This window comes from Bacillus luti, assembly GCF_001884105.1.
GTDB lineage: Bacteria > Bacillota > Bacilli > Bacillales > Bacillaceae_G > Bacillus_A > Bacillus_A luti.
Window position 1 is genome coordinate 19,307 of record NZ_MACI01000075.1, and the last position, 18,662, is coordinate 37,968.

Consider the following 18,662-nt stretch of genomic DNA (forward strand, 5'->3'; position numbering starts at 1 on the left):
GTCATCCCTCCAATTTAATCTAAGTTTTTAATAATTTGTTGTAACACTTGAAATGCTTGGTGTAAATCAGCTTCGTTAATACCTTCTAGCGTCTTTTCTTCGAAAGAATCAACTTCTTCTTGCCACACCGGAATCATATTTATCGCTGTTTCTGATAAAGAAATGAGTTTCTCACGGCGATCTTTTCCTTCTGTACGAATAATCCAACCCATCGTTTCCATACGTGTTAACGTACGAGTCATCGTTGGCGATTCAACATTTAAATACTGGCACAATTCTGTTTGGGTACAAGATCCAGTTTGATTAATGCGAAAAATTACAGCCCATTGTGCACTAAACAACCCAGTTGGAGATACGCGTTCATTAAACTTCTTCGTAAACTTTCGAGAAGTCTGGCTGACAATGTGAAAAAAATGTTGTTTTTCGTCCATATAGTTTGATCCTTTCAAATTAGTTACCTAGCTAACTATATACCTTTTTATTCTTATTGTCTAGTAATAGACATGTTGATTTATGTAAAAATTTCGTAGAGGTTTTATGTTGAGAACATACATTCTACATGGTATTCTTTAATTAAATAAAGAATTTTCTTTCTATTGAAAAGAATGGGGGAACTTGTGATGATTAAGCCTGCAACAATGGAGTTTGTTTCACTATCGAACGGAGAAACGATTGCGTATCAGGAAGTTGGAAGGCGAAATACAGAAACTCTTGTACTCATTCATGGTAACATGACATCGTCACAACACTGGGATTTAGTCATTGAAAAACTGCAAGGTCAATATCATATTTACGCTCTTGATTTAAGAGGATTTGGAAAATCAACATATAATCAGTCGATAGATTCATTACAAGACTTTGCTGAAGATGTAAAGCTATTTATCGATCAATTAAAACTAGAGAAATTTTCATTAATGGGATGGTCAATGGGCGGTGGTGTTGCGATGCAATTTACAGCAAATCACCCGAATTTTGTAGAAAAGCTAATTTTAGTAGAATCAGTAGGGATGAAAGGGTACCCAATCTTTAAAAAAGATATTAACGGACAACCGATCGTCACTAGTTTATTAAAAACGAAAGAAGAAATTGCGCAAGATCCGGTACAAATTGCACCAGTACTAGACGCGATAAAAAATATGAATAAATTATATTACCGTACAGTATGGAATCTATTAATATACACACATAATCAACCTGAACCAGATCGTTATGAAAAGTATTTAGATGATATGTTAACGCAGCGTAATTTCGTAGATGTGAATTATGCGCTTATTACATTTAATATTTCGAATGAACATAATGGAGTTGTAGAGGGAAATAAACAAATTCATCGCATTAAAGCTCCTACACTCGTCATACAAGGTGACAGAGATTACGTCGTACCGCAAGTAGTCGGTGAAGAGTTAGCGCAACATTTGCCGAATGCGGAGTTAAAGGTATTAGAAGACTGTGGTCATTCACCGTTTATTGATTGTTTAGATGTGTTTATCAAGCATGTAGAGGATTGGTTAGAACAGAAATAATCCCCGAAATGAAACGTATTGCATATACTATAACATTGTAGGTAAAAGGGGAGAATATCAATGCACCATCCAGTCTTAATTGCACAGTCACCATATAATCATCATTTATATACAAAAATAATGATTGATCCGATGTATATGCAAGTTTCACCAACTGTAGTTCCTATGCAAGTGCCGCATCTACTAACAGCTCATGCTCATCTTTACTTATATGGACCATCATTTTATGAGAATCCATATTTTAAGCACTTTCATTACAATGTGAAAGCACAAGTTTGGGAAGGATAAGAAGCTAAAAGGTTCATTCTTTTAGCTTCTTTTTTTTATTATTGTGAATATTTTGTACACGCATTTGCAGAAACAGTTTATAATGGAAAGCGGAAGAAGGTGAGGGAAGAGGATGTCAATGCGTTTTACATTTTGGATTATGGCTGGGGTTGCAGCAATTTCTGGTTTATCGCAAGGAATGTTACTACCTACAATCGCCATGATTTTTGAACAAGAAGGAGTTAGTTCAAGTATTAACGGTATTCATGCGACGGCATTATACATCGGGATATTATTTATTTCACCGTTTCTTGAAAAACCGATGCAAAGGTTTGGAATGAAACCAATTATCGTAATTGGTGTTTTTCTCGTTATTATTTCATTATTCTTTTTCACAAAAATATTTTCATTTTGGGTATGGTTTATTCTTAGATTCTTAGTTGGCGTTGGAGATCATATGCTTCATGTCGGAACACAAACATGGATTACAACAACATCGGACCCTAGTAAAATAGGCAGACAAGTATCGATATACGGCGTATTCTGCGGAATTGGTTTTGCAATTGGCCCTTATTTGGCAAGTACAGTTCAGTACGGCCTAGCAACGCCATTTATCGTATCTACTATACTGTGCTTAATAGGGTGGATTTTACTATTACCAACGAAAAATGCATTCCCAGCACAAGATAAAACGAATACGGAAAGTGAATCATCATTTTCTCGTTATAAACAAGTCGTTGGATTAGCTGGGATTGCACTTATTGGTCCACTTGCATATGGTGTGCTTGAAGCAATGTTAAATAGTAACTTACCAGTATACGCACTTCGCCAAGGGTGGTCTGTATCAGATGTTTCTTTCTTAATACCAGCATTCGCGATTGGAGGTATTATTACACAAATTCCGCTCGGTATATTGAGTGATAAATATGGAAGAGACCGTATATTAACGTGGACGTTCAGCATAAGTACGGGTATTTTCTTGCTTGCGGCAGTATTTGATCAATATTACTGGATCGTCTTTGCCTGTATGCTTTTAGCTGGTATGGTCATCGGATCGTGCTTCTCTTTAGGACTTGGATTTATGACTGATCTATTACCGAGACACTTACTACCAGCAGGTAATATATTATCTGGAATCGCCTTCAGTTTAGGAAGTATTATAGGACCTGTATTAGGAGGCGTATTTATAGAAAAAATACAGTATACAAGCTTTTTTATTGCGGTTATGATTATAATGGGAATTCTCGCAATGGTATATATAATCTACATGAAGAATCAATTCGCATCAAGAAAAATAGAAAGTAGGTTAGGTCATGACAAAACAACCTAATAAAAAGAAATTTGAAGTACTCGAAAACGAAACAATTACAGACTGCTTAGCACGTATGGAACAAGAAGGCTACGCACCGTCACGTCGTATGGAAGAACCAATCTTTCATGAAGTGAAGAAAGACGGCAAAACAGAAGTGGAACCGTGCGGTAGAAAGATTGTTTTTGAGGGGAAATTGAAGTAATCCGAATAGCAAATTCTTTTATGGTATAGAGCCACCCAATTCATTTGAGTTGGGTGGTTTTTTTACAATTCACAAAAAATAAGCTCATGCGGAAGGGTTTACTATACAAAAATGTAAAAGTAAATTGAAAAGTCCGTAATGGATAGAATTTCGGCGCGGGGACATGAATTATAAAGACACATATTTATACCTTTGTAGGAACGAACAATTATACAAAAGTAGGATGATTTAAAACATATGTATTTGTATTATAAAAATATGAAAGGGGGTATGAATATAATGATACAAAGCATATATGAAACTCATTTACATGTAAGAAATTTAGAAAAGGCGATAAATTTCTATCAAAATAAATTAGGTTTATCATTAGCAAAAAAACTATTGAAAAGACGAGTTGCATTCTTTTGGGTAGGAGAAAATAAAAAACAAATGCTTGGATTATGGGAAGTACATACAAATGAAGAGTTTGAGACGAAACACTTCGCTTTTCGTGTAGATTTAGAGTTTTTAAAGACTTCTAAATTGTGGTTAGAGGAGCGTGGAATAGAGGTGATAGGAAGTCAGGGGAAAGGAAATGAAGAGCCGATTGTTCAAAGGTGGATGCCAGCTGCAAGCGTATATTTTTTAGATTGTGATGGAAATAAATTAGAGTTTATTTCTATACTAGATGATGATCCAGATGAATTTGAATATGCAACGTATTTAAGTGAATGGAATGCGGAGCACCAAGAAAAATAAAGTTTAATCAGTAGAAGTTTTATAGCTTTGGATTTTGTTAAATAGATAGAGACAAATAAAATCCCTCAAGAAAAGGCATGTTCTTGAAGGATTTTTTATGCTTTATATATTTATTAATTATATTCATGATTAGATATTTCAGCGCGTTGAATATAACCATCAGAGAAGCTGAAATAAAGATAATAGCTTCCTCGATTATATATAAAGCCTTCGCTAGTCATATCCCCTCCGATTTCATCGGGTTCACCAAACCACTCTTTTAATTCATTGATAGTTATATCCATTTTTACCCATATATGTCTTGCGTCAGAAGGGTACATGTCAATATTATAATCGCCGTATACCGCTATATTAGGTGCATCACATTCTGTACATGGTGCTTTTTTCAAAACATCAGGCACTCCATATTCTTTTTTTACGTCAGATAGATCTTTACCCAATGAATTTAATGTAAATGGACCAAACGTTCCATTCTGTAAAGCTGTTGTTAACATTTGTTTCATTTCTTCTTTTGAATTGATGTTGAAATTATAATCTCTATTTTTTGCTATTGAATTATATAAAAATTGTGCATACTCCTCACGTTTCACAAGCGTGTTGCCATTGTAATTACCTGCCTCATCACCGTAGGATATTCGGTTACTACGTAGCGTATTTACAAATTTATAGGCCCAATGATCTTGAGGTACATCTTTAAAGTTACTTTGGCCTTTTGATTGTAATTGAAATGCTTTTTGTAATACTACTGCCATTTCATACCGAGTTAATGCATCATCTGGACGAAAAGCACCTGTTCCATCACCTGTCATAATTCCAGCCTGTACAATAGCTTTAATATCCTTTTCAAACATATGATTTTTAATATCGTTAAACATATTGCTCTGTTCATTGTTTGCTGTTAAACCTAAATGACGAGCGATTAAAGAAGTTACCTGGCCTCTAGTAATATTATCCCCAAAACCAAATTTGCCATTTCCATATCCGTTAAAAAGTCCTGCTGCTGCTAAGTAATCAATAGCATCTTTTGACCAGTGGTCCTTTGGTACATCTGTAAATACAGTGTTCGCATTGCCAGCTACTTTATAGTTATTCGTAGTTGTTTGTGCGTTTGCTGTGCCTACCATCATTGTAGTTGCTAGTGCTGTGGTGATCACGAATCCGAAAATTTTTTTAGCTTTGCTTGTTTTCTTGCCCATTAGCGAAAGCCTCCCCAGTTTAATTTAACTTTATTAAACATACGTATTACACATATACATCTAATACAATTAAATGTATACATCGCAATTATAACATGTAAACGATGAATATTTGTCATTAATTAACTTAATATAGATAAAATTCCAATAATCTATATAAAACTATAATTTTTAGATGATAAATATTTATTGCTATTTAATTGAAGAAAAATACGAAAGCTTTTTATAAAATATGGAAATGTTAAAATTGCTTTGATAAAATAGCGATATGTAAAAATAATTATTTGTTAATTCTTAATGTAATGAATATTCATGTTTAAATATACGAATTTAACTACATAGTTATTGTGCTAAAGGGGGAGAAAGATGTTAGATGAATTGTACAATGCTTTTTTAAATGCGTCGGGTTTTACAGAAAGCGCGAGGAAACGAGATCGGTATGATGATTTACATGATTATTTAAAAGATAAAGAAAGAGAGTTACAACAATTAATTCAAGATGCTGAATCAGCAAAGAGAGAGTATGAGAGTAAAAGTAATGGTTTAGAAGCTAATAAAATTCCAGCAGTTGAATTTGAACAAAAACGTCATGAAAAGGATGAAGAATTAAATACATTAGTATCCTATTTTAAAAGTGCATTAAGCGATGTTGGATCTGCAAAAGGTACAGCTTATGCAAAGTATTTGGAATATAAAGCGAAAGCAGAATCTGAGAAAGCGTCAGCATACGCTGCTGCGACCAAGGCTTTTGAAGAAAAGAAAAAGGAACTTGAAAAACTTATCCATTAAGCATACACAGAATGTGGGGGAACTAACATGAGTGGTAAAGAGGTTGAAATTATAGGAAGTAACACTACAAGTGCCATTTCTTACGCACAAAACATTGAAAATGGTATGAAGGATTCTTTAAACCAAGCGAAAGACTTAAAAGCATATGTCACAGGTGCGAAATGGAATGGAAAAACGAGGGATGCATTTTTAAGTTATCTTGATTTGATTATTCAATATAATTCAGAAATGGTAGAGGCATTTGAAGGGCATACGAAAGCTTTGAAAGAGTTAGATAAAAGTATTCAAACGTACGGAGATAGACCGGAAGTAAGGGCGATAAAACAATTGTGATGGAGAAATGAGGGATAAAAGAATGGGGAAAGAAATGAGTTTTGCACCTGCTGAATTATATGTTCTCGCAGGTGCAGCTGGAGTTACAGATATATTTGGATTGCCGAATCGTGACGTAATTATTTTACTTGATGAAGAATGTGTGACAAAAGCAACTACGAGTTTAAAAGAAAAAGGCCTACTTACAAGTGAAAACGGAATTACCCCTGCAGCTTTTCAAATGATTGAACTATTAAAGGAATATGAAAATTGTCACGAATACACGAGAATTAATAACTTGTTAATTGGCTTTTTGAAAGAGGATAAAGACCGAGTGGCTGTATTAACAGAAATAGAACCAAATAAAAAATACGAGATCGACTACATACCAAAACCGGACGTATATTTTTCATTATTAACACGCATTCCCTTCTTATTGAGAGAACCAAGGGAGATAGAAGATACATTTTTCTCAAAGAGAATGACAGAGGCAGAACAACAAACATTTGAGGGAAAAGATTTATCAAATAAAGACGTTATAGCGATAGAAACGTATACGAGGCCTCGAAGTAATAGAGAAGGAAAATGGGAATGTTTCTTATATTTCACTGAAGAAGAAGATTTCGTTCAAATAGATGTAGATCGTAATCGATATGACTGGGTGAGCCTCTATGCGGTTAATAAGAAATTGTATGACGTGTTAAAAATGCCATATAAAAAATTAATTGACCCGAGACAATTCTCGTTAGGAGGTATTCAATAATGCAAGTATCAATGGGAGATAGTGGTTCTGGTGGTGGAGAAGAAGTATTAGTTAATTTTCAAGAACTACTTGATATAGTAATGAAGTTAGAAAACATATATAAAATCCATGTAGACGTCATTGGAACGAATATTGAGAGTTTATTAAGCTGTGATTTTTATCAAAAAGGTGAAGCGATGAGAGTAATTGAAAAATATCCTGATATATTACACAAAACACTAGAATTGGCTGAACACTATTCTAGGTCAGCGACAGTTGTAGGAAATGTATGTGTAGAAATGCTTGAAAAGGACGAACAATTACGTGAAATATTAAGTAAGTTGTAGAAATCACCATACGGCTGGGGGATGAAAACGAGATGGATGTGAAATATAGACCTGAACCATGGCAAAACATGGGAGATGGTATGAATCGAATTACAAAAGATGCACTCATGAAAGTAAGGGAAGCAAATGTATTATTAAAAAGTATTGATGGAAGAATACGAGATTTAGACTCGGATGGTAGCATACATTTTAGTCCTAAAGATCAATCGCAAAAAATCGGGGAATTACTTGATAGTTATACGACATTACAAAAATATTGCGGAGAAGCAGGGCGAGTAGTCTCTGAACATATAGATAAACCTTTTTTAGTAGAAATGGATAAATTCGCTCAAAAAATGAGAGATACATCTATTCTCAGTTTTGAAACAAATAACCGAATTGGCTCTACAACAACGACAGCATCACCAGGTGCGCACGCAGGATATGGAAGTGTACCACAAACAATACAGAAGAAGAAAGATAAAATAACAGTAGAAGATATTTTTAAAGATTCACCTGCATTTGATAACGTACTGAGAACGGAGTACAAAGAACTAAAAAAACAAAACCCAGATGCAAAACTAAATTATGAAGAATACAAGAAAGTAGTCCCATCCACACGAGGATTCGAATACAAATCGATAGAAGATGAACAGAAAAAACTAGAAATGGTGCGAGACATAGGAATAGGCGTAGGAATCATCATCACAACAATCCTTTGTCCACCACTCGGGGCCGCTGCCGCAGTAGTATACGGAGCTGTACAAATCAAAAGTGGTATTGACGGAGAAGACTGGGGAACACACCGGAAATTGAGCCAAGAAGAACGCACAGCAAACATCATTTTTGGTGGATTAGATGCAATCCCAGTTGTGGGAGCAGTAGGAAAAGGAGTAAAAGCATTCAAAGGCACGAGTGAATTAGCTGATTTAGCAAAATTATTAAAATTCAAAGAAGGAATGCCTGGTTTTAATCCAAATTTGGGTGGAAATGTGGTACAATCATTGCGTGATAATAAAGCTATTATGCTTGACCGTTTGAAACTAACGAGCCTTAAAATGGAGAAAACTGGAAATGAAAAGATGTATCAACTTGGCGAAAAAATAGCCAAAAGCATAGATGATAGGACAGCCAAATCGGCAAGTTTTGAAGTTGACGGCAATGGCTTACTAATATCTAAACAAGGTGGTACAGATTTCCAAAGCTGGGTGAATAAGCATCATACAGAAAGTAATAAGATTATAGATGATAAGATTAAGGGTGTAGAGGCTTCTCTTGCTAGTAAGGGTACGGGTAATGGTAGTAACGCAAATCCAAACAAAATTAAGCTAACTCCGGAAAGAGAAAAATACTATCGAATGAAAATAGATGAAGCCAAAGCGCGAGGGGATTATAAGGAAGCAGATAACATTAGGTATAATCGTCATTGTGAAGAAACAAAAGAGCCTTTAGAACGTAAAGAGTGGGATGTTAAGCGTGAAAATTTAAGGAAAAGTCAAGAGCGAGGAAGAGAAGAAGAAATAAAAGGGAGAAAAGCTTTGGGAGAACACCTAAATCGTACATTAGAAGACAATAACTCTGGCAAGGTTGTTACGTATACATCCAGTGAAGGGCATCTTACGCGTCCAGATAGTATAGGTCGTAATGCTAAGGATGAAATCGATTTAGTTCATGATCACAAACACAAAATAAGTGACAAAGAACACGTTATTCATAATGACAGTCAAATGCGAGCTGAAAGAGAGATGCTCGAAGATAAAAGTGGAAGTCATATTGTGACAATATCAAGTGATAAACCTGATTTGAATGGGATTCCTCCTCATCCAAGACCAAGTGGGCCTTTAGCGAAAGAGAGTGACATTTTCTATACTGATCCAAATAGTGGTAAAGTGACACATAAGTGGGAAGCGCACCCAGATATCCCTGGTGGAGGTATATGGATAAAAATATAGATAAGTATGTAACTTTACTTTTTAGTATTAAGGGGGATTTAAATGAAACCTAATTATTTTACAATTGCAATGTATCCTACAGTATCGATTAATCAGGAAGAGATACTAGGTCGTCTTTTGAGCGTGTTTGATTCGAATGAAAAATTTGCTCCTACTCATTGGGGTAACAGTGAAACCGTACGGGTAGAATATAATCGTGAGGAAATTCTTGAAAAGGTGATTTTGGAACGTAAAGTATCAGAAGTACACTTGTATCGTGATAAAGCAGTGCACTATAGAGGAAGCTTTAAAGTTAACTGGAGTCATAGGTCATATCTTGAGTTTGAGTTTCATAAATCAATACCTAAAAGTTTATGGTCTGCTTTTTTTGAGTTATCCGATCAAATCGCAGAAATTGTAAAACCACGTTTTGGGGTGTCGCAAATTTTTTGGAAAGCGTCTTATCCATGGAATACGGAACGTGAACGGTTACATATGTGGATGAATATGTCTGCCTTACCTATACCGGTAAGGTTTCTTCCTAACGGTCCTTTGGGGGTAGGTGCTAGAACATATTTGAGTGGTCATATTTTAGACATGTTTGATAAGGAATTATTACTAAATAGCCCAGCTGTCGTATCAGAGCTGGATTGGGGTGGGATTTGTATAGACCTTTTACAAAATCCATTAGAAGCCGATATAGATATGTTACTTGATAGTTGGTTACATGTGATGAAATACTTAGAACCAGCTCAAGTAATGGCCATGCCAAGTTTTCATGAAAGTCGAATGGTTGTAACTTATTCTCCAAATGTTGCTTGGAAGGAGTATCTGGAAAGTTAAATGAAAGGAATTTGTAATCATGGATGAGAAAAATAATGATAGAATAAAAGTCATGGAAATATTAAATCGATCTCAATACAATGATGAAATTATAGATGGGCTAGATATGAGCAATTTAGACCTTACTTTTTCTGATTTGTCAGAGGTGATGGCAGAGGGTATCATGGCAAAACAAGTCCATTTAAGAGCTTCTTCACTAATGAGAGCATCTTTTTTTGATTGTGATTTTGAGTTTGCTGATTTCAGGAGCTGTAATTTAGAGGAAATACATATTGCAGATTGTAGATTTGGTGAAGCTAATTTCTCTAAAGCAAATATGAAATATGCAAAGGTAAATATAAGTAGTTGTTTTGAAACATGTTTTGATGAAGTTGATTTTTCATATGGAGAATTAGTTGGAACGATATTAAATCATGCTACTTTTCGACGAGCAAATTTATATAAAATAGATGCAAAACAGGCCGACTGTACGGGAACGGATTTCAGCAGTGCGAATCTTACAGAAGGCAATTTTGAAAAATCATATTTAGGAAATGCAAATTTATCAGAAGTAAATGCTAGAAGTGCAAATTTTACAAATGCAGATTTTACAGGAGCGACCCTTTTAAATGGGAATTTTACGGATGCGAATTTTACCGGTGCTAAACTTGACAATGTAGTTTGGAAGGGAGCAAAGGTAGAAGGAGCCAAATTTGATGAAAATGTGAAGGAACAAATCTTAAAAATGATTTAAATATGATGGGGATTATATACATTTGAGCACTCGAAAACCTATGATTGGTAGCGAGTGCTCTTTTTTAGAGATTGATAAATAAGTAGAAGTCAATATAGATTATTTTTAAGAATTGTTTGATGGATGGACTAATTCGTGAATATTATATAATTGAAATTAAACTAGCAAAAGATGTGAACCATCTCTCTTCATTAAAGAGCAAGAAGTATTACTTAATGAAAGTATAAAAGAAGCCCATGATGCCTCAAAGGCGAGTATTCAGAGTAGGATCTCGAATTTGGAGAGTGGTGGGGTTAAGGGTACGGGGAATAGAAGTAAGACAACAAGTGAAGTTAATTTAAATAATATAGCTGATTTTATTAACGGAACTAAGAATTTTGATGATGTATTAGATGATTATGCTCGACATTATATTGAGGTAATAGATATTAAAAACTGGTCTTGGGCCAATAATATTAAAGGTGGGAACAAATTAACAAGTAATAAAAGGAAAATGATAAAACAAAGAGCTGAAGAATTAGGTCTTATCCCGAAAGTTGAAGTGAAAAAAGTAGAAGGTATGCGCTATGGATTTGCTGATTTTGAAGGACTGGGTCTAGTAGTACATAAAGATGAACTTCCAAAAGATTTATGGTTAAAAAGAGATGTGGAGCAATTTGACTGGTTGAATAACAGGCTTCCAGAGGATATAAGGGCTATGGTGGAAAATGGTTCTTATACGTGGCATCATACTGAAGTACCAGGGAAAATGCAACTAGTTCCTTACGGAATCCATGGTATTACTGTTCATAATGGTGGAAGGACTAAAGGAATGTGGGCAGATGCGCCAAGATAATAAAAAAGGAGTGTTTTGAATGGAAATTAAAAAAGAATCTATAATTTATCCGTTACCGTCTGATAGTTTAATATTAAAGAAAGAAGAATTTTGGAGAGTTCAACTACCGGTAGATTATAAGAATTTCATAAAAGTTAATAATGGTGGTTCCCAAGAAAAGAAATCTTTTGTGTGTAATAACCATAGCTATGCAGTTATTAGGTTTTTATGTATTCTTGAAGCCCCAGAAAATATTGAAATAGGTATGTTTGATATTGATGTAACATGGACTCAGCTAGATGAGAGACTTACAGATGATGGAGATTTACTGGGAGTAGCTTTATTACCAATTGCTGTATTATTTGCCGGTGATTTTTTATGTTTAGATTTTAGAGAATCAAGAAGTAACCCGAAAGTTTGTGTGTGGGATCATGAGAATTCTGCTGAACTTGAACCAGTAAGTCATCATGTTGCAGATACATTCGATGAATTTATGGGTATGCTTCACTAATACATCTATCTAGACAAATCACATGATTAAAATTAGATAAAGGAACTCCAAAAAGATTTTTGAGTGATACAGGAAAACAATGAGAAGCTTGAAAATAATGACTCATGATGGTTGTACCATCATAGAGTATTATGTGCAATGATAGAATAGAAAACAGGGTACAAGCTTAGGCGAGATGACATTTTACTGGATGATGAATATTAAGGCATGGAATGGACATAAAACTAACGAACTCGTACAAACTCGTAAGTTTTAACGTAGTAGTTGTCGCGACATATAAAAGGTGTCATACCGTTACTACAAAACTTACAAATTTATGCTACTTAAAAACATATGAACTTAAAGCACTTGATTGTCAACTTGAGGCAACAAGTGCTTTTTTGTGTTTTAGCGTAGAAATAATGTGGTACAATCGCTTAAGGAAAATAAGACTTTAAAGAATGCACTAGATGCTATGAAAAATACTCCTATTCCAGTAGCAGTTAGGATGGTGGATACTGGAATAGGAGTGAGGCTTCCTTATATAGAATCTTCAACTGTTGGAGAAGTAGCTGGAAAGTTTTCAAAGGCAAGTACGACAGCTAAGGATGACGCTTATCAACTTGCTAAGGGTAGTGGAGGGGTTAAGGGTACGGGTAATCCTGTTCATAGATCTGAAATTGACGAAGTAATTAAAAATAATTACGATAAAGACGGAAATTTGATTAATAGATCAATTGTGCCTAAGGGATATGATAGTGTTGAAGAGTTTAAAGAAGTCGTGGGACTAACAGAAACATATTTGAATACTAAAACGAAAAATAATATATTAAATAAGCCTTTAGCAGGAGGAACACATGTGAAAAAAGGAGTAGATTTTGATATTTTAGGATTCCCAATATTTAAAGGGGACGATGTTAAATTTACAATGAGACTAGATAAGAATTTACATATTAGTCCAGATGAGGCACAGTTTCAGGAATGTACAAGGAAATTAAAAGAAGCGATTGATTCAGGCAAGATTCCAAAAGAATTGTTTTCTCCAGATCAATTAGCTCAAATAAATGCTGGTAAGGCAAGAATAAAAGGATTAACTTGGCATCACCATCAAGTCCCTGGCAAGATGCAATTAGTTATTTCAAAAGTACATAAAGTAAATCACTTAGGTGGAAATAAATTATGGGGAGATGGAATTAGATGAGAAAAGTAGAGTGGCAATTTGCTGATGCAACTGTAAGTGAAGATTTTGTAGGGGAAATTGGTAATGAAATAGGTGTTAAATTTCCAAACGATTATATAAAATGTGTAGCTGTGAATAATGGTGCTAATGTGGAACCAGAAATATTTAATGTGAATAATCATGAGAGAGTTTTTGGGACTTTATTATCTTTTGATGAAAATAGTGACGAATATATAGTTGAAGTATATAATGACTTTAGTGATACATTACCTAAAGAATTAATTCCATTTGCATTTGACCCAGCAGGAAATTTAATTTGCTTTGATTATAAAAATCATGAAGAAAATCCAATTGTTGTTTTTTGGGAACATGAAGATGCATGGAAAAAGGAAGCGCTGATGGAAAGTGAAGGGATTACGGCAGAAGAAGCAGAGAAAATCGCAAGAGAAAATGTATTTTACATTGCAGATATATTTACTGATTTTTTAAGTAAATTACACGATTGAAAAATATAATGATGAATGAAAAATAAATTTTATGTGAAGTGGATAGAAAAAATAATAGGGTGTTTGAAAATAGATACTCCATGATGGTTGTACCATCATAGAGTATTATGTGCAATGATAGAATAGAAAACAAGGTACAAGCTTAGGCGAGATGACATTTTACTGGATGATGAATATTAAGGCATGGAATGGACATAAAACTAACGAACTCGTACAAACTCGTAAGTTTTAACGTAGTAGTTGTCGCGACATATAAAAGGTGTCATACCATTACTACAAAACTTACAAATTTATGCTACTTAAAAACATATGAACTTAAAGCACTTGATTGTCTATTTGAGGCAACAAGTGCTTTTTAATTGAAAGGTATACTATAAATTTAAAAAAATTATTTTTGTGAATTAAAGCTAACAGAAATTACTAGTATTATATAATTGAAATTAAACTAGCAAAAGGTGCGGACTCCGTATCCCCAATCTTTAAAGGTGTAGAAATACTGCCAGATGGAAGTGTCACTAGAACTGGAACGAACTATGGCGGGAAATTCCAAGAAGCCCATGATGCCTCAAAGGCGAGTATTCAGAGTAGGATCTCGAATTTGGAGAGTAGTGGGGTTAAGGGTACGGGTAATAGTCGAATAGATTATTTACGTAATAAATATGGAAAATTTACTTCAAAAGAATTGAATTATAGGATTAACTTACGCGGTGAAACACTTAAGGAATTGCAAAAGTTAAAGGATACGGGGATAAGTAAGAAAAAAATTGGTCCAGCCTTTGCTGGAGTGTATGATAAAACAACTGGTAAAATTCACTATTCGATAAATGACTACGATGGAATATTGCCCGATTTCCATCCTTTAATAAAGTCAAGATATGATTCTATGCCACAAGAAGTTATTGATTCATATACATTTACAAAAGGTGCAGGTTCACACGCTGAAGTAATTGCCTTGAATAAAGCATTAAAGGCTAATCCAAGTGCTGGTTTGGATAATTTTGTTATCAATGTAATTCGTACGGGGCAAAATAGAACAAAACCAGCTGGAATGATGTTTCTAAGGTGTCCTCATTGTGCTTATCTTACAGATGAATTTGAAATAATCACGGAGGTTTCAAAAAATGTTAAATGATATATTAACGAAGGAGTATATAATACAGAACGGCCTAGAGTTTGAGGAGTACTTAGAATACGGGGGGCCTTATGATTTAGGAATAGTAGAGTATACTGATGATGGAAAAGAAAAATTATTTACTGGATTAGCTTACGATATTTATGAAAATGGGAATATAGAAAGTTATTTCTACGTAGAAAATGGTGTTAAACAAGGAAAATATGTGGAGTTTTATCCGAGTGGTAATATAAAAAGGATAGGAAATATGAATAAAAACTCGGCAGAAGGCTACCAGGTTGAATTCTTTGAAAACAGGGCGAAAAAGTATGAGTCTGAATGTATTGCCGGACGTGAGATGACTTTTAAAAAGTATGATGAACAAGGGAATATTATAGAACAAAAAACAGAACCAAGTGAATCAGATTTATTATATGCTAAAAAATTCAGTAGGGAGCCAAAAGTATAATAAAGTAAATACTATACAAAATCAGTTGAAATGTTGAGTTGTAATTCATCAAATGAAGTATGGTTAGAAGACATACAGGAGGTATGCACTAAATTTGGTATGAAAGTGGAGAGGGAAATATGAAGAGGAGTTTAAATACGGCGATATGTTTATGTTGCGCTGAGCGGGATCAACAAGAATATATAAAAAAACAAAAGCTTGAATCAACCAAAGAGAATTTACTATTTATTGAAAAAATTTTACGCTGTGATTGCAATGGATAATTCTAAATTAAAACCTTTAATAGAGGAATTTAAAAATGAGCAGCGTGCATTCTTACCAAAAGTACAACTTAGAAATACCTTTCAATTAGAAGAAATACGATTTGTTGCAGGAGTAGATTTAGCGTATTGGGAAATAAATGGTAAAATGTATGGTACATGCTGTATTGTAGTCATTGATTTTAGTACAAATGAAGTTGTTGAAAAAGTGTACAGTTATGGAGAAATAACAATCCCGTATATTTCAGGTTTTCTTGCTTTTCGTGAGTTGCCTTTAATTAAAGCTGCAGCAAAAAAACTAACTAAACAACCAGATATCTATATGTTTGATGGGAATGGTTATTTGCATTATCGACACATGGGTATTGCAACACATGCTTCTTTCTATTTAAATAAACCAACAATTGGTGTAGCGAAAAGTTATTTAAAGATTAAAGATGTAGATTTTACTATGCCTGAAAATCAAGAGGGATCGTATACGGATATTATCATTAATAATGAAATATATGGTCGAGCTTTAAGAACAACCAAAAGTGTAAAACCCATTTTTATCTCATGTGGTAACTGGATTGATATAGAGACAAGTACTGAAATTGTCATGAGACTTATTAATAAAGAAAGTCGGTTACCCATACCTGTTAGATTAGCAGATTTAGAGACACATATAATGAGAAAAAAACTATGGGAAAATTATAAGTTATAGAGCTTAAACCTTGATAAGTTGAATACTTATCAAGGTTTTTATGTAACTGCTTTAAATAGAGTATTACGTGCAAGGATAGAATAGAAAAAGAAGTACGAGCTTAGGCGAGATGACATTTTACTGTGGGATGAATATAAACGCATGGAATGTATATTAAATTAACGAACTCGTACAAACTCGTAAGTTTTAACATAGTAGTTGTCATGACATATAAAAGGTGTCATACTGTTACTACAAAACTTACAAATTTATGCTACTTAAAAACGTATGAACTTAAAGCACTTGATTGTCAATTATGGCAACAAGTGCTTTTTTGCATTTTAGCGTAGAAATAATGTGGTACAATCGCTTAAGGAAAATAAGACTTTAAAGAATGCACTAGATGCGATGAAAAATACTCCTATTCCAGTAGCAGTTAGGATGGTGGATACTGGAATAGGAATGAAGCTTCCTTATATAGAATCTTCAACTGTTGGAGAAGTAGCTGGAAAGTTTTCAAAGGCAAGTACGGCAGCTAAGGATGACGTTTATCAACTTGCTAAGGGTAGTGGTGGCTCAGGAGTTAGTAAGGAAGGTAGTGTGGCTAAGGGTACGGGTGAAATTGATAATCCTATTAGAACATATCGTGGTGTAGAACTTCAAAATATAGATCCAGTTTATATTGCATCTCAACGTACAGTCGTTGAGATGCCTTTTGTTGGGAAAGGCGAAAAGTACACTAATGCAGAAGGATGGAGACGTGATTTAAAGTATTTTTGGAGTGAACTCCTTGATCGACATCCAGAAGCGTTCAGCCCGAATAATAGAGCAATAATAGAAGGTAGGAATCCGTTTACTGATAGTCCTGTTAATGATAAGGTGTTTAGGGAATATTTCTCTCAATATGATGTTAAAGGTGTTAGGGGGGACAAATTAGTTCATCATCATATTGGTGGAGGTGGACAAGCATTTCCAGTGCCCAAAAACTACACCCAGGATCCGGTGGAATTCATAATATAGAAAAAGAAGCAGGGATATGGGGTAAAGATAAAATTTATTCAGAGTTACTACAGAAACTTATTAAGGAGTGATTTCTAATATGAAAGAGGTTATGAAAGGCTATTTTGAAAAATTTATAGATAAATGGATGGAGTACAACAATTCATTACCGCAAATAGCGTGGAATGAAGATGTAGATGAATTTATATATTCGGGTGAAGAAGATGAATATGGATATATTTCTTGGAAACCAATAGAGAAGGGAGTTGAATTTTCCTTTGATGAAATTGAAAGTCAATATAACGTTCAATTACATGATTCGGTGAAGCAGTATTTCAATTCGTATTGGTTTTTAGAATAAACGGGATGGATTTCTTCTTATAATATTAATTTGCACCCAGTTATTCCAGGGATTGAACCAGATTATTTTATTTCACTTGTCAAAGACTATGCAGAATCTAAAGAGGATATTTTTAAATATATCCCAATTGGTTTTGAATCAAATGGGATGTTAATATTGCTAGACAACAATACAGGTGAAATTTTAGTTGAAGATTTTGAATTGAATGATTATAAACAAATAACTAATAGTTTAGAAAGTCTAATTTCACAATTAAGATTTAAGGATGAACAATAGAAATCTATGTTCGAACTTTAAGAACGACAAAAAATGTTAAACCTATTTTTGTTTCTTGTGGGAACTGGATTGATTTAGATACAAGTACTGAAATTGTTATGAACTGTATTAATAATGAAAGTCGTTTACCTATTCCTGTTAGATTAGCAGATTTAGAAACACATAAACTGAGGAAGAAGTTAATAGGAGAATAAAACAGTGTATTCTATATTTATTAAGCAATAACTACAAGTAGGATGCATTTATATAAACTTGTAAGTTTTACCTAGTATTTGTCACAACATATAAAGGCTGTCGAACTGTTACTAAAAAACTTACAAATTTAATACTACTTAAAAACATATGAGTTTAAAGCACTTGATTGTCTATGAAAGGCAACAAGTGCTTTTTATATAAATTAAGGCTAACAGAAATTACTAGTATTATATAATTGAAAGTACATTAGCAAAAGGTGTGGACTCCGTAACCCCATTCGTAAAAGGTGTAGAAATACTGCCAGATGGAAGTGTCGCTAGAACTGGAACGAATTATGGCGGGAAATTCCAAGAAGCCCATGATGCCTCAAAGGCGAGTATTCAGAGTAGGATCTCGAATTTGGAG

General features: G+C 34.1%; 21 protein-coding genes and 4 pseudogenes. 23 read left to right on the plus strand and 2 right to left on the minus strand.

The genetic code is table 11. The annotated features are described in order from the left end of the window. Positions 1-14 precede the first annotated feature (14 nt). Positions 15-431 carry a MarR family winged helix-turn-helix transcriptional regulator gene (locus BAQ48_RS18335; RefSeq protein WP_071712269.1) on the minus strand — a complete coding sequence of 139 codons (417 nt, stop codon included), beginning with the start codon at positions 429-431 and terminating at the stop codon, positions 15-17. Between the two features lie 189 nt (positions 432-620). On the opposite strand from BAQ48_RS18335, the gene phaZ reads away from it, so the two are divergent. From phaZ to BAQ48_RS18360, 5 genes are all read left to right on the plus strand, one after another. Next, entirely contained in the window at positions 621-1,523 is a 903-nt protein-coding gene (gene phaZ / locus BAQ48_RS18340) for an intracellular short-chain-length polyhydroxyalkanoate depolymerase (RefSeq protein ID WP_071712270.1), read from the plus strand. 60 nt (positions 1,524-1,583) lie between these two features. Further along, positions 1,584-1,811, plus strand: coding sequence for a hypothetical protein (locus tag BAQ48_RS18345; RefSeq protein WP_071712271.1), 228 nt, complete (start codon positions 1,584-1,586; stop codon positions 1,809-1,811). A 112-nt stretch (positions 1,812-1,923) separates the two neighbouring features. After that, entirely contained in the window at positions 1,924-3,120 is a 1,197-nt protein-coding gene (locus BAQ48_RS18350) for an MFS transporter (RefSeq protein ID WP_071712272.1), read from the plus strand. After that, positions 3,104-3,304, plus strand: a complete 201-nt coding sequence (locus BAQ48_RS18355; RefSeq protein ID WP_000166302.1) for an NETI motif-containing protein — start codon at positions 3,104-3,106, stop codon at positions 3,302-3,304. The genes BAQ48_RS18350 and BAQ48_RS18355 overlap by 17 nt, the downstream gene beginning before the upstream one ends. A gap of 279 nt (positions 3,305-3,583) precedes the next feature. Further along, positions 3,584-4,042: a VOC family protein gene (locus tag BAQ48_RS18360; protein WP_071712273.1), complete on the plus strand. Its 459-nt coding sequence runs from the start codon at positions 3,584-3,586 to the stop codon at positions 4,040-4,042. Between the two features lie 113 nt (positions 4,043-4,155). On the opposite strand, the gene BAQ48_RS18365 is transcribed toward BAQ48_RS18360, so the two are convergent. Further along, positions 4,156-5,238 carry an S-layer homology domain-containing protein gene (locus tag BAQ48_RS18365; protein WP_071712274.1) on the minus strand — a complete coding sequence of 361 codons (1,083 nt, stop codon included), beginning with the start codon at positions 5,236-5,238 and terminating at the stop codon, positions 4,156-4,158. Between the two features lie 366 nt (positions 5,239-5,604). Here BAQ48_RS18365 and BAQ48_RS18370 point away from each other — a divergent pair, with 366 nt between their 5' ends. From BAQ48_RS18370 to BAQ48_RS18470, 18 genes and pseudogenes are all read left to right on the plus strand, one after another. Continuing rightward, positions 5,605-6,027, plus strand: a complete 423-nt coding sequence (locus tag BAQ48_RS18370; protein WP_071712275.1) for a hypothetical protein — start codon at positions 5,605-5,607, stop codon at positions 6,025-6,027. Between the two features lie 27 nt (positions 6,028-6,054). Beyond that, positions 6,055-6,360 (plus strand): WXG100 family type VII secretion target, encoded by a 306-nt coding sequence (locus tag BAQ48_RS18375; protein ID WP_002066133.1) that lies wholly within the window; start codon positions 6,055-6,057, stop codon positions 6,358-6,360. Positions 6,361-6,382: 22 nt separating this feature from the next. Further along, entirely contained in the window at positions 6,383-7,102 is a 720-nt protein-coding gene (locus BAQ48_RS18380) for a DUF5081 family protein (protein ID WP_071712276.1), read from the plus strand. After that, entirely contained in the window at positions 7,102-7,428 is a 327-nt protein-coding gene (locus BAQ48_RS18385; RefSeq protein ID WP_001198201.1) for a hypothetical protein, read from the plus strand. The genes BAQ48_RS18380 and BAQ48_RS18385 overlap by 1 nt, the downstream gene beginning before the upstream one ends. Before the next feature lie 32 nt (positions 7,429-7,460). Further along, the gene (locus tag BAQ48_RS18390; RefSeq protein WP_071712277.1) at positions 7,461-9,359 is read left to right on the plus strand and encodes an ADP-ribosyltransferase; all 1,899 of its coding nucleotides are present in this window, start codon (positions 7,461-7,463) and stop codon (positions 9,357-9,359) included. A 42-nt stretch (positions 9,360-9,401) separates the two neighbouring features. Beyond that, a complete protein-coding gene (locus BAQ48_RS18395) occupies positions 9,402-10,181 on the plus strand; it encodes a hypothetical protein (protein WP_016134985.1) in 780 nt (259 codons plus the stop codon). A 19-nt stretch (positions 10,182-10,200) separates the two neighbouring features. Next, positions 10,201-10,914, plus strand: a complete 714-nt coding sequence (locus BAQ48_RS18400) for a pentapeptide repeat-containing protein (protein ID WP_071712278.1) — start codon at positions 10,201-10,203, stop codon at positions 10,912-10,914. Positions 10,915-11,170: 256 nt separating this feature from the next. Beyond that, positions 11,171-11,749, plus strand: coding sequence for an HNH endonuclease signature motif containing protein (locus BAQ48_RS18405; RefSeq protein WP_423219976.1), 579 nt, complete (start codon positions 11,171-11,173; stop codon positions 11,747-11,749). A 19-nt stretch (positions 11,750-11,768) separates the two neighbouring features. Then, a complete protein-coding gene (locus BAQ48_RS18410) occupies positions 11,769-12,239 on the plus strand; it encodes an SMI1/KNR4 family protein (RefSeq protein ID WP_071712280.1) in 471 nt (156 codons plus the stop codon). Between the two features lie 403 nt (positions 12,240-12,642). Further along, complete coding sequence (locus tag BAQ48_RS18420; protein WP_242660472.1) at positions 12,643-13,419, plus strand: HNH endonuclease; 777 nt, start codon at positions 12,643-12,645, stop codon at positions 13,417-13,419. Beyond that, positions 13,416-13,904 carry an SMI1/KNR4 family protein gene (locus tag BAQ48_RS18425; RefSeq protein WP_071712282.1) on the plus strand — a complete coding sequence of 163 codons (489 nt, stop codon included), beginning with the start codon at positions 13,416-13,418 and terminating at the stop codon, positions 13,902-13,904. The genes BAQ48_RS18420 and BAQ48_RS18425 overlap by 4 nt, the downstream gene beginning before the upstream one ends. Positions 13,905-14,400: 496 nt before the next feature. Next, positions 14,401-15,036, plus strand: coding sequence for a YwqJ-related putative deaminase (locus BAQ48_RS18430; protein ID WP_242660475.1), 636 nt, complete (start codon positions 14,401-14,403; stop codon positions 15,034-15,036). Next, positions 15,026-15,484, plus strand: coding sequence for a toxin-antitoxin system YwqK family antitoxin (locus BAQ48_RS18435; protein ID WP_000930862.1), 459 nt, complete (start codon positions 15,026-15,028; stop codon positions 15,482-15,484). The genes BAQ48_RS18430 and BAQ48_RS18435 overlap by 11 nt, the downstream gene beginning before the upstream one ends. A gap of 255 nt (positions 15,485-15,739) precedes the next feature. Then, positions 15,740-16,447: an endonuclease V gene (locus BAQ48_RS18440; RefSeq protein ID WP_071712287.1), complete on the plus strand. Its 708-nt coding sequence runs from the start codon at positions 15,740-15,742 to the stop codon at positions 16,445-16,447. Positions 16,448-16,780: 333 nt separating this feature from the next. Then, positions 16,781-17,517, plus strand: a pseudogene (locus BAQ48_RS18455) (hypothetical protein); the annotation flags it as partial. Between the two features lie 8 nt (positions 17,518-17,525). Next, a pseudogene (locus tag BAQ48_RS28500) lies at positions 17,526-18,062 on the plus strand (SecY-interacting protein Syd). Further along, a pseudogene (locus BAQ48_RS18465) lies at positions 18,062-18,256 on the plus strand (endonuclease V); the annotation flags it as partial. The pseudogenes BAQ48_RS28500 and BAQ48_RS18465, both read left to right, overlap by 1 nt. 259 nt (positions 18,257-18,515) lie before the next feature. Then, a pseudogene (locus BAQ48_RS18470) lies at positions 18,516-18,662 on the plus strand (GH-E family nuclease); the annotation flags it as partial.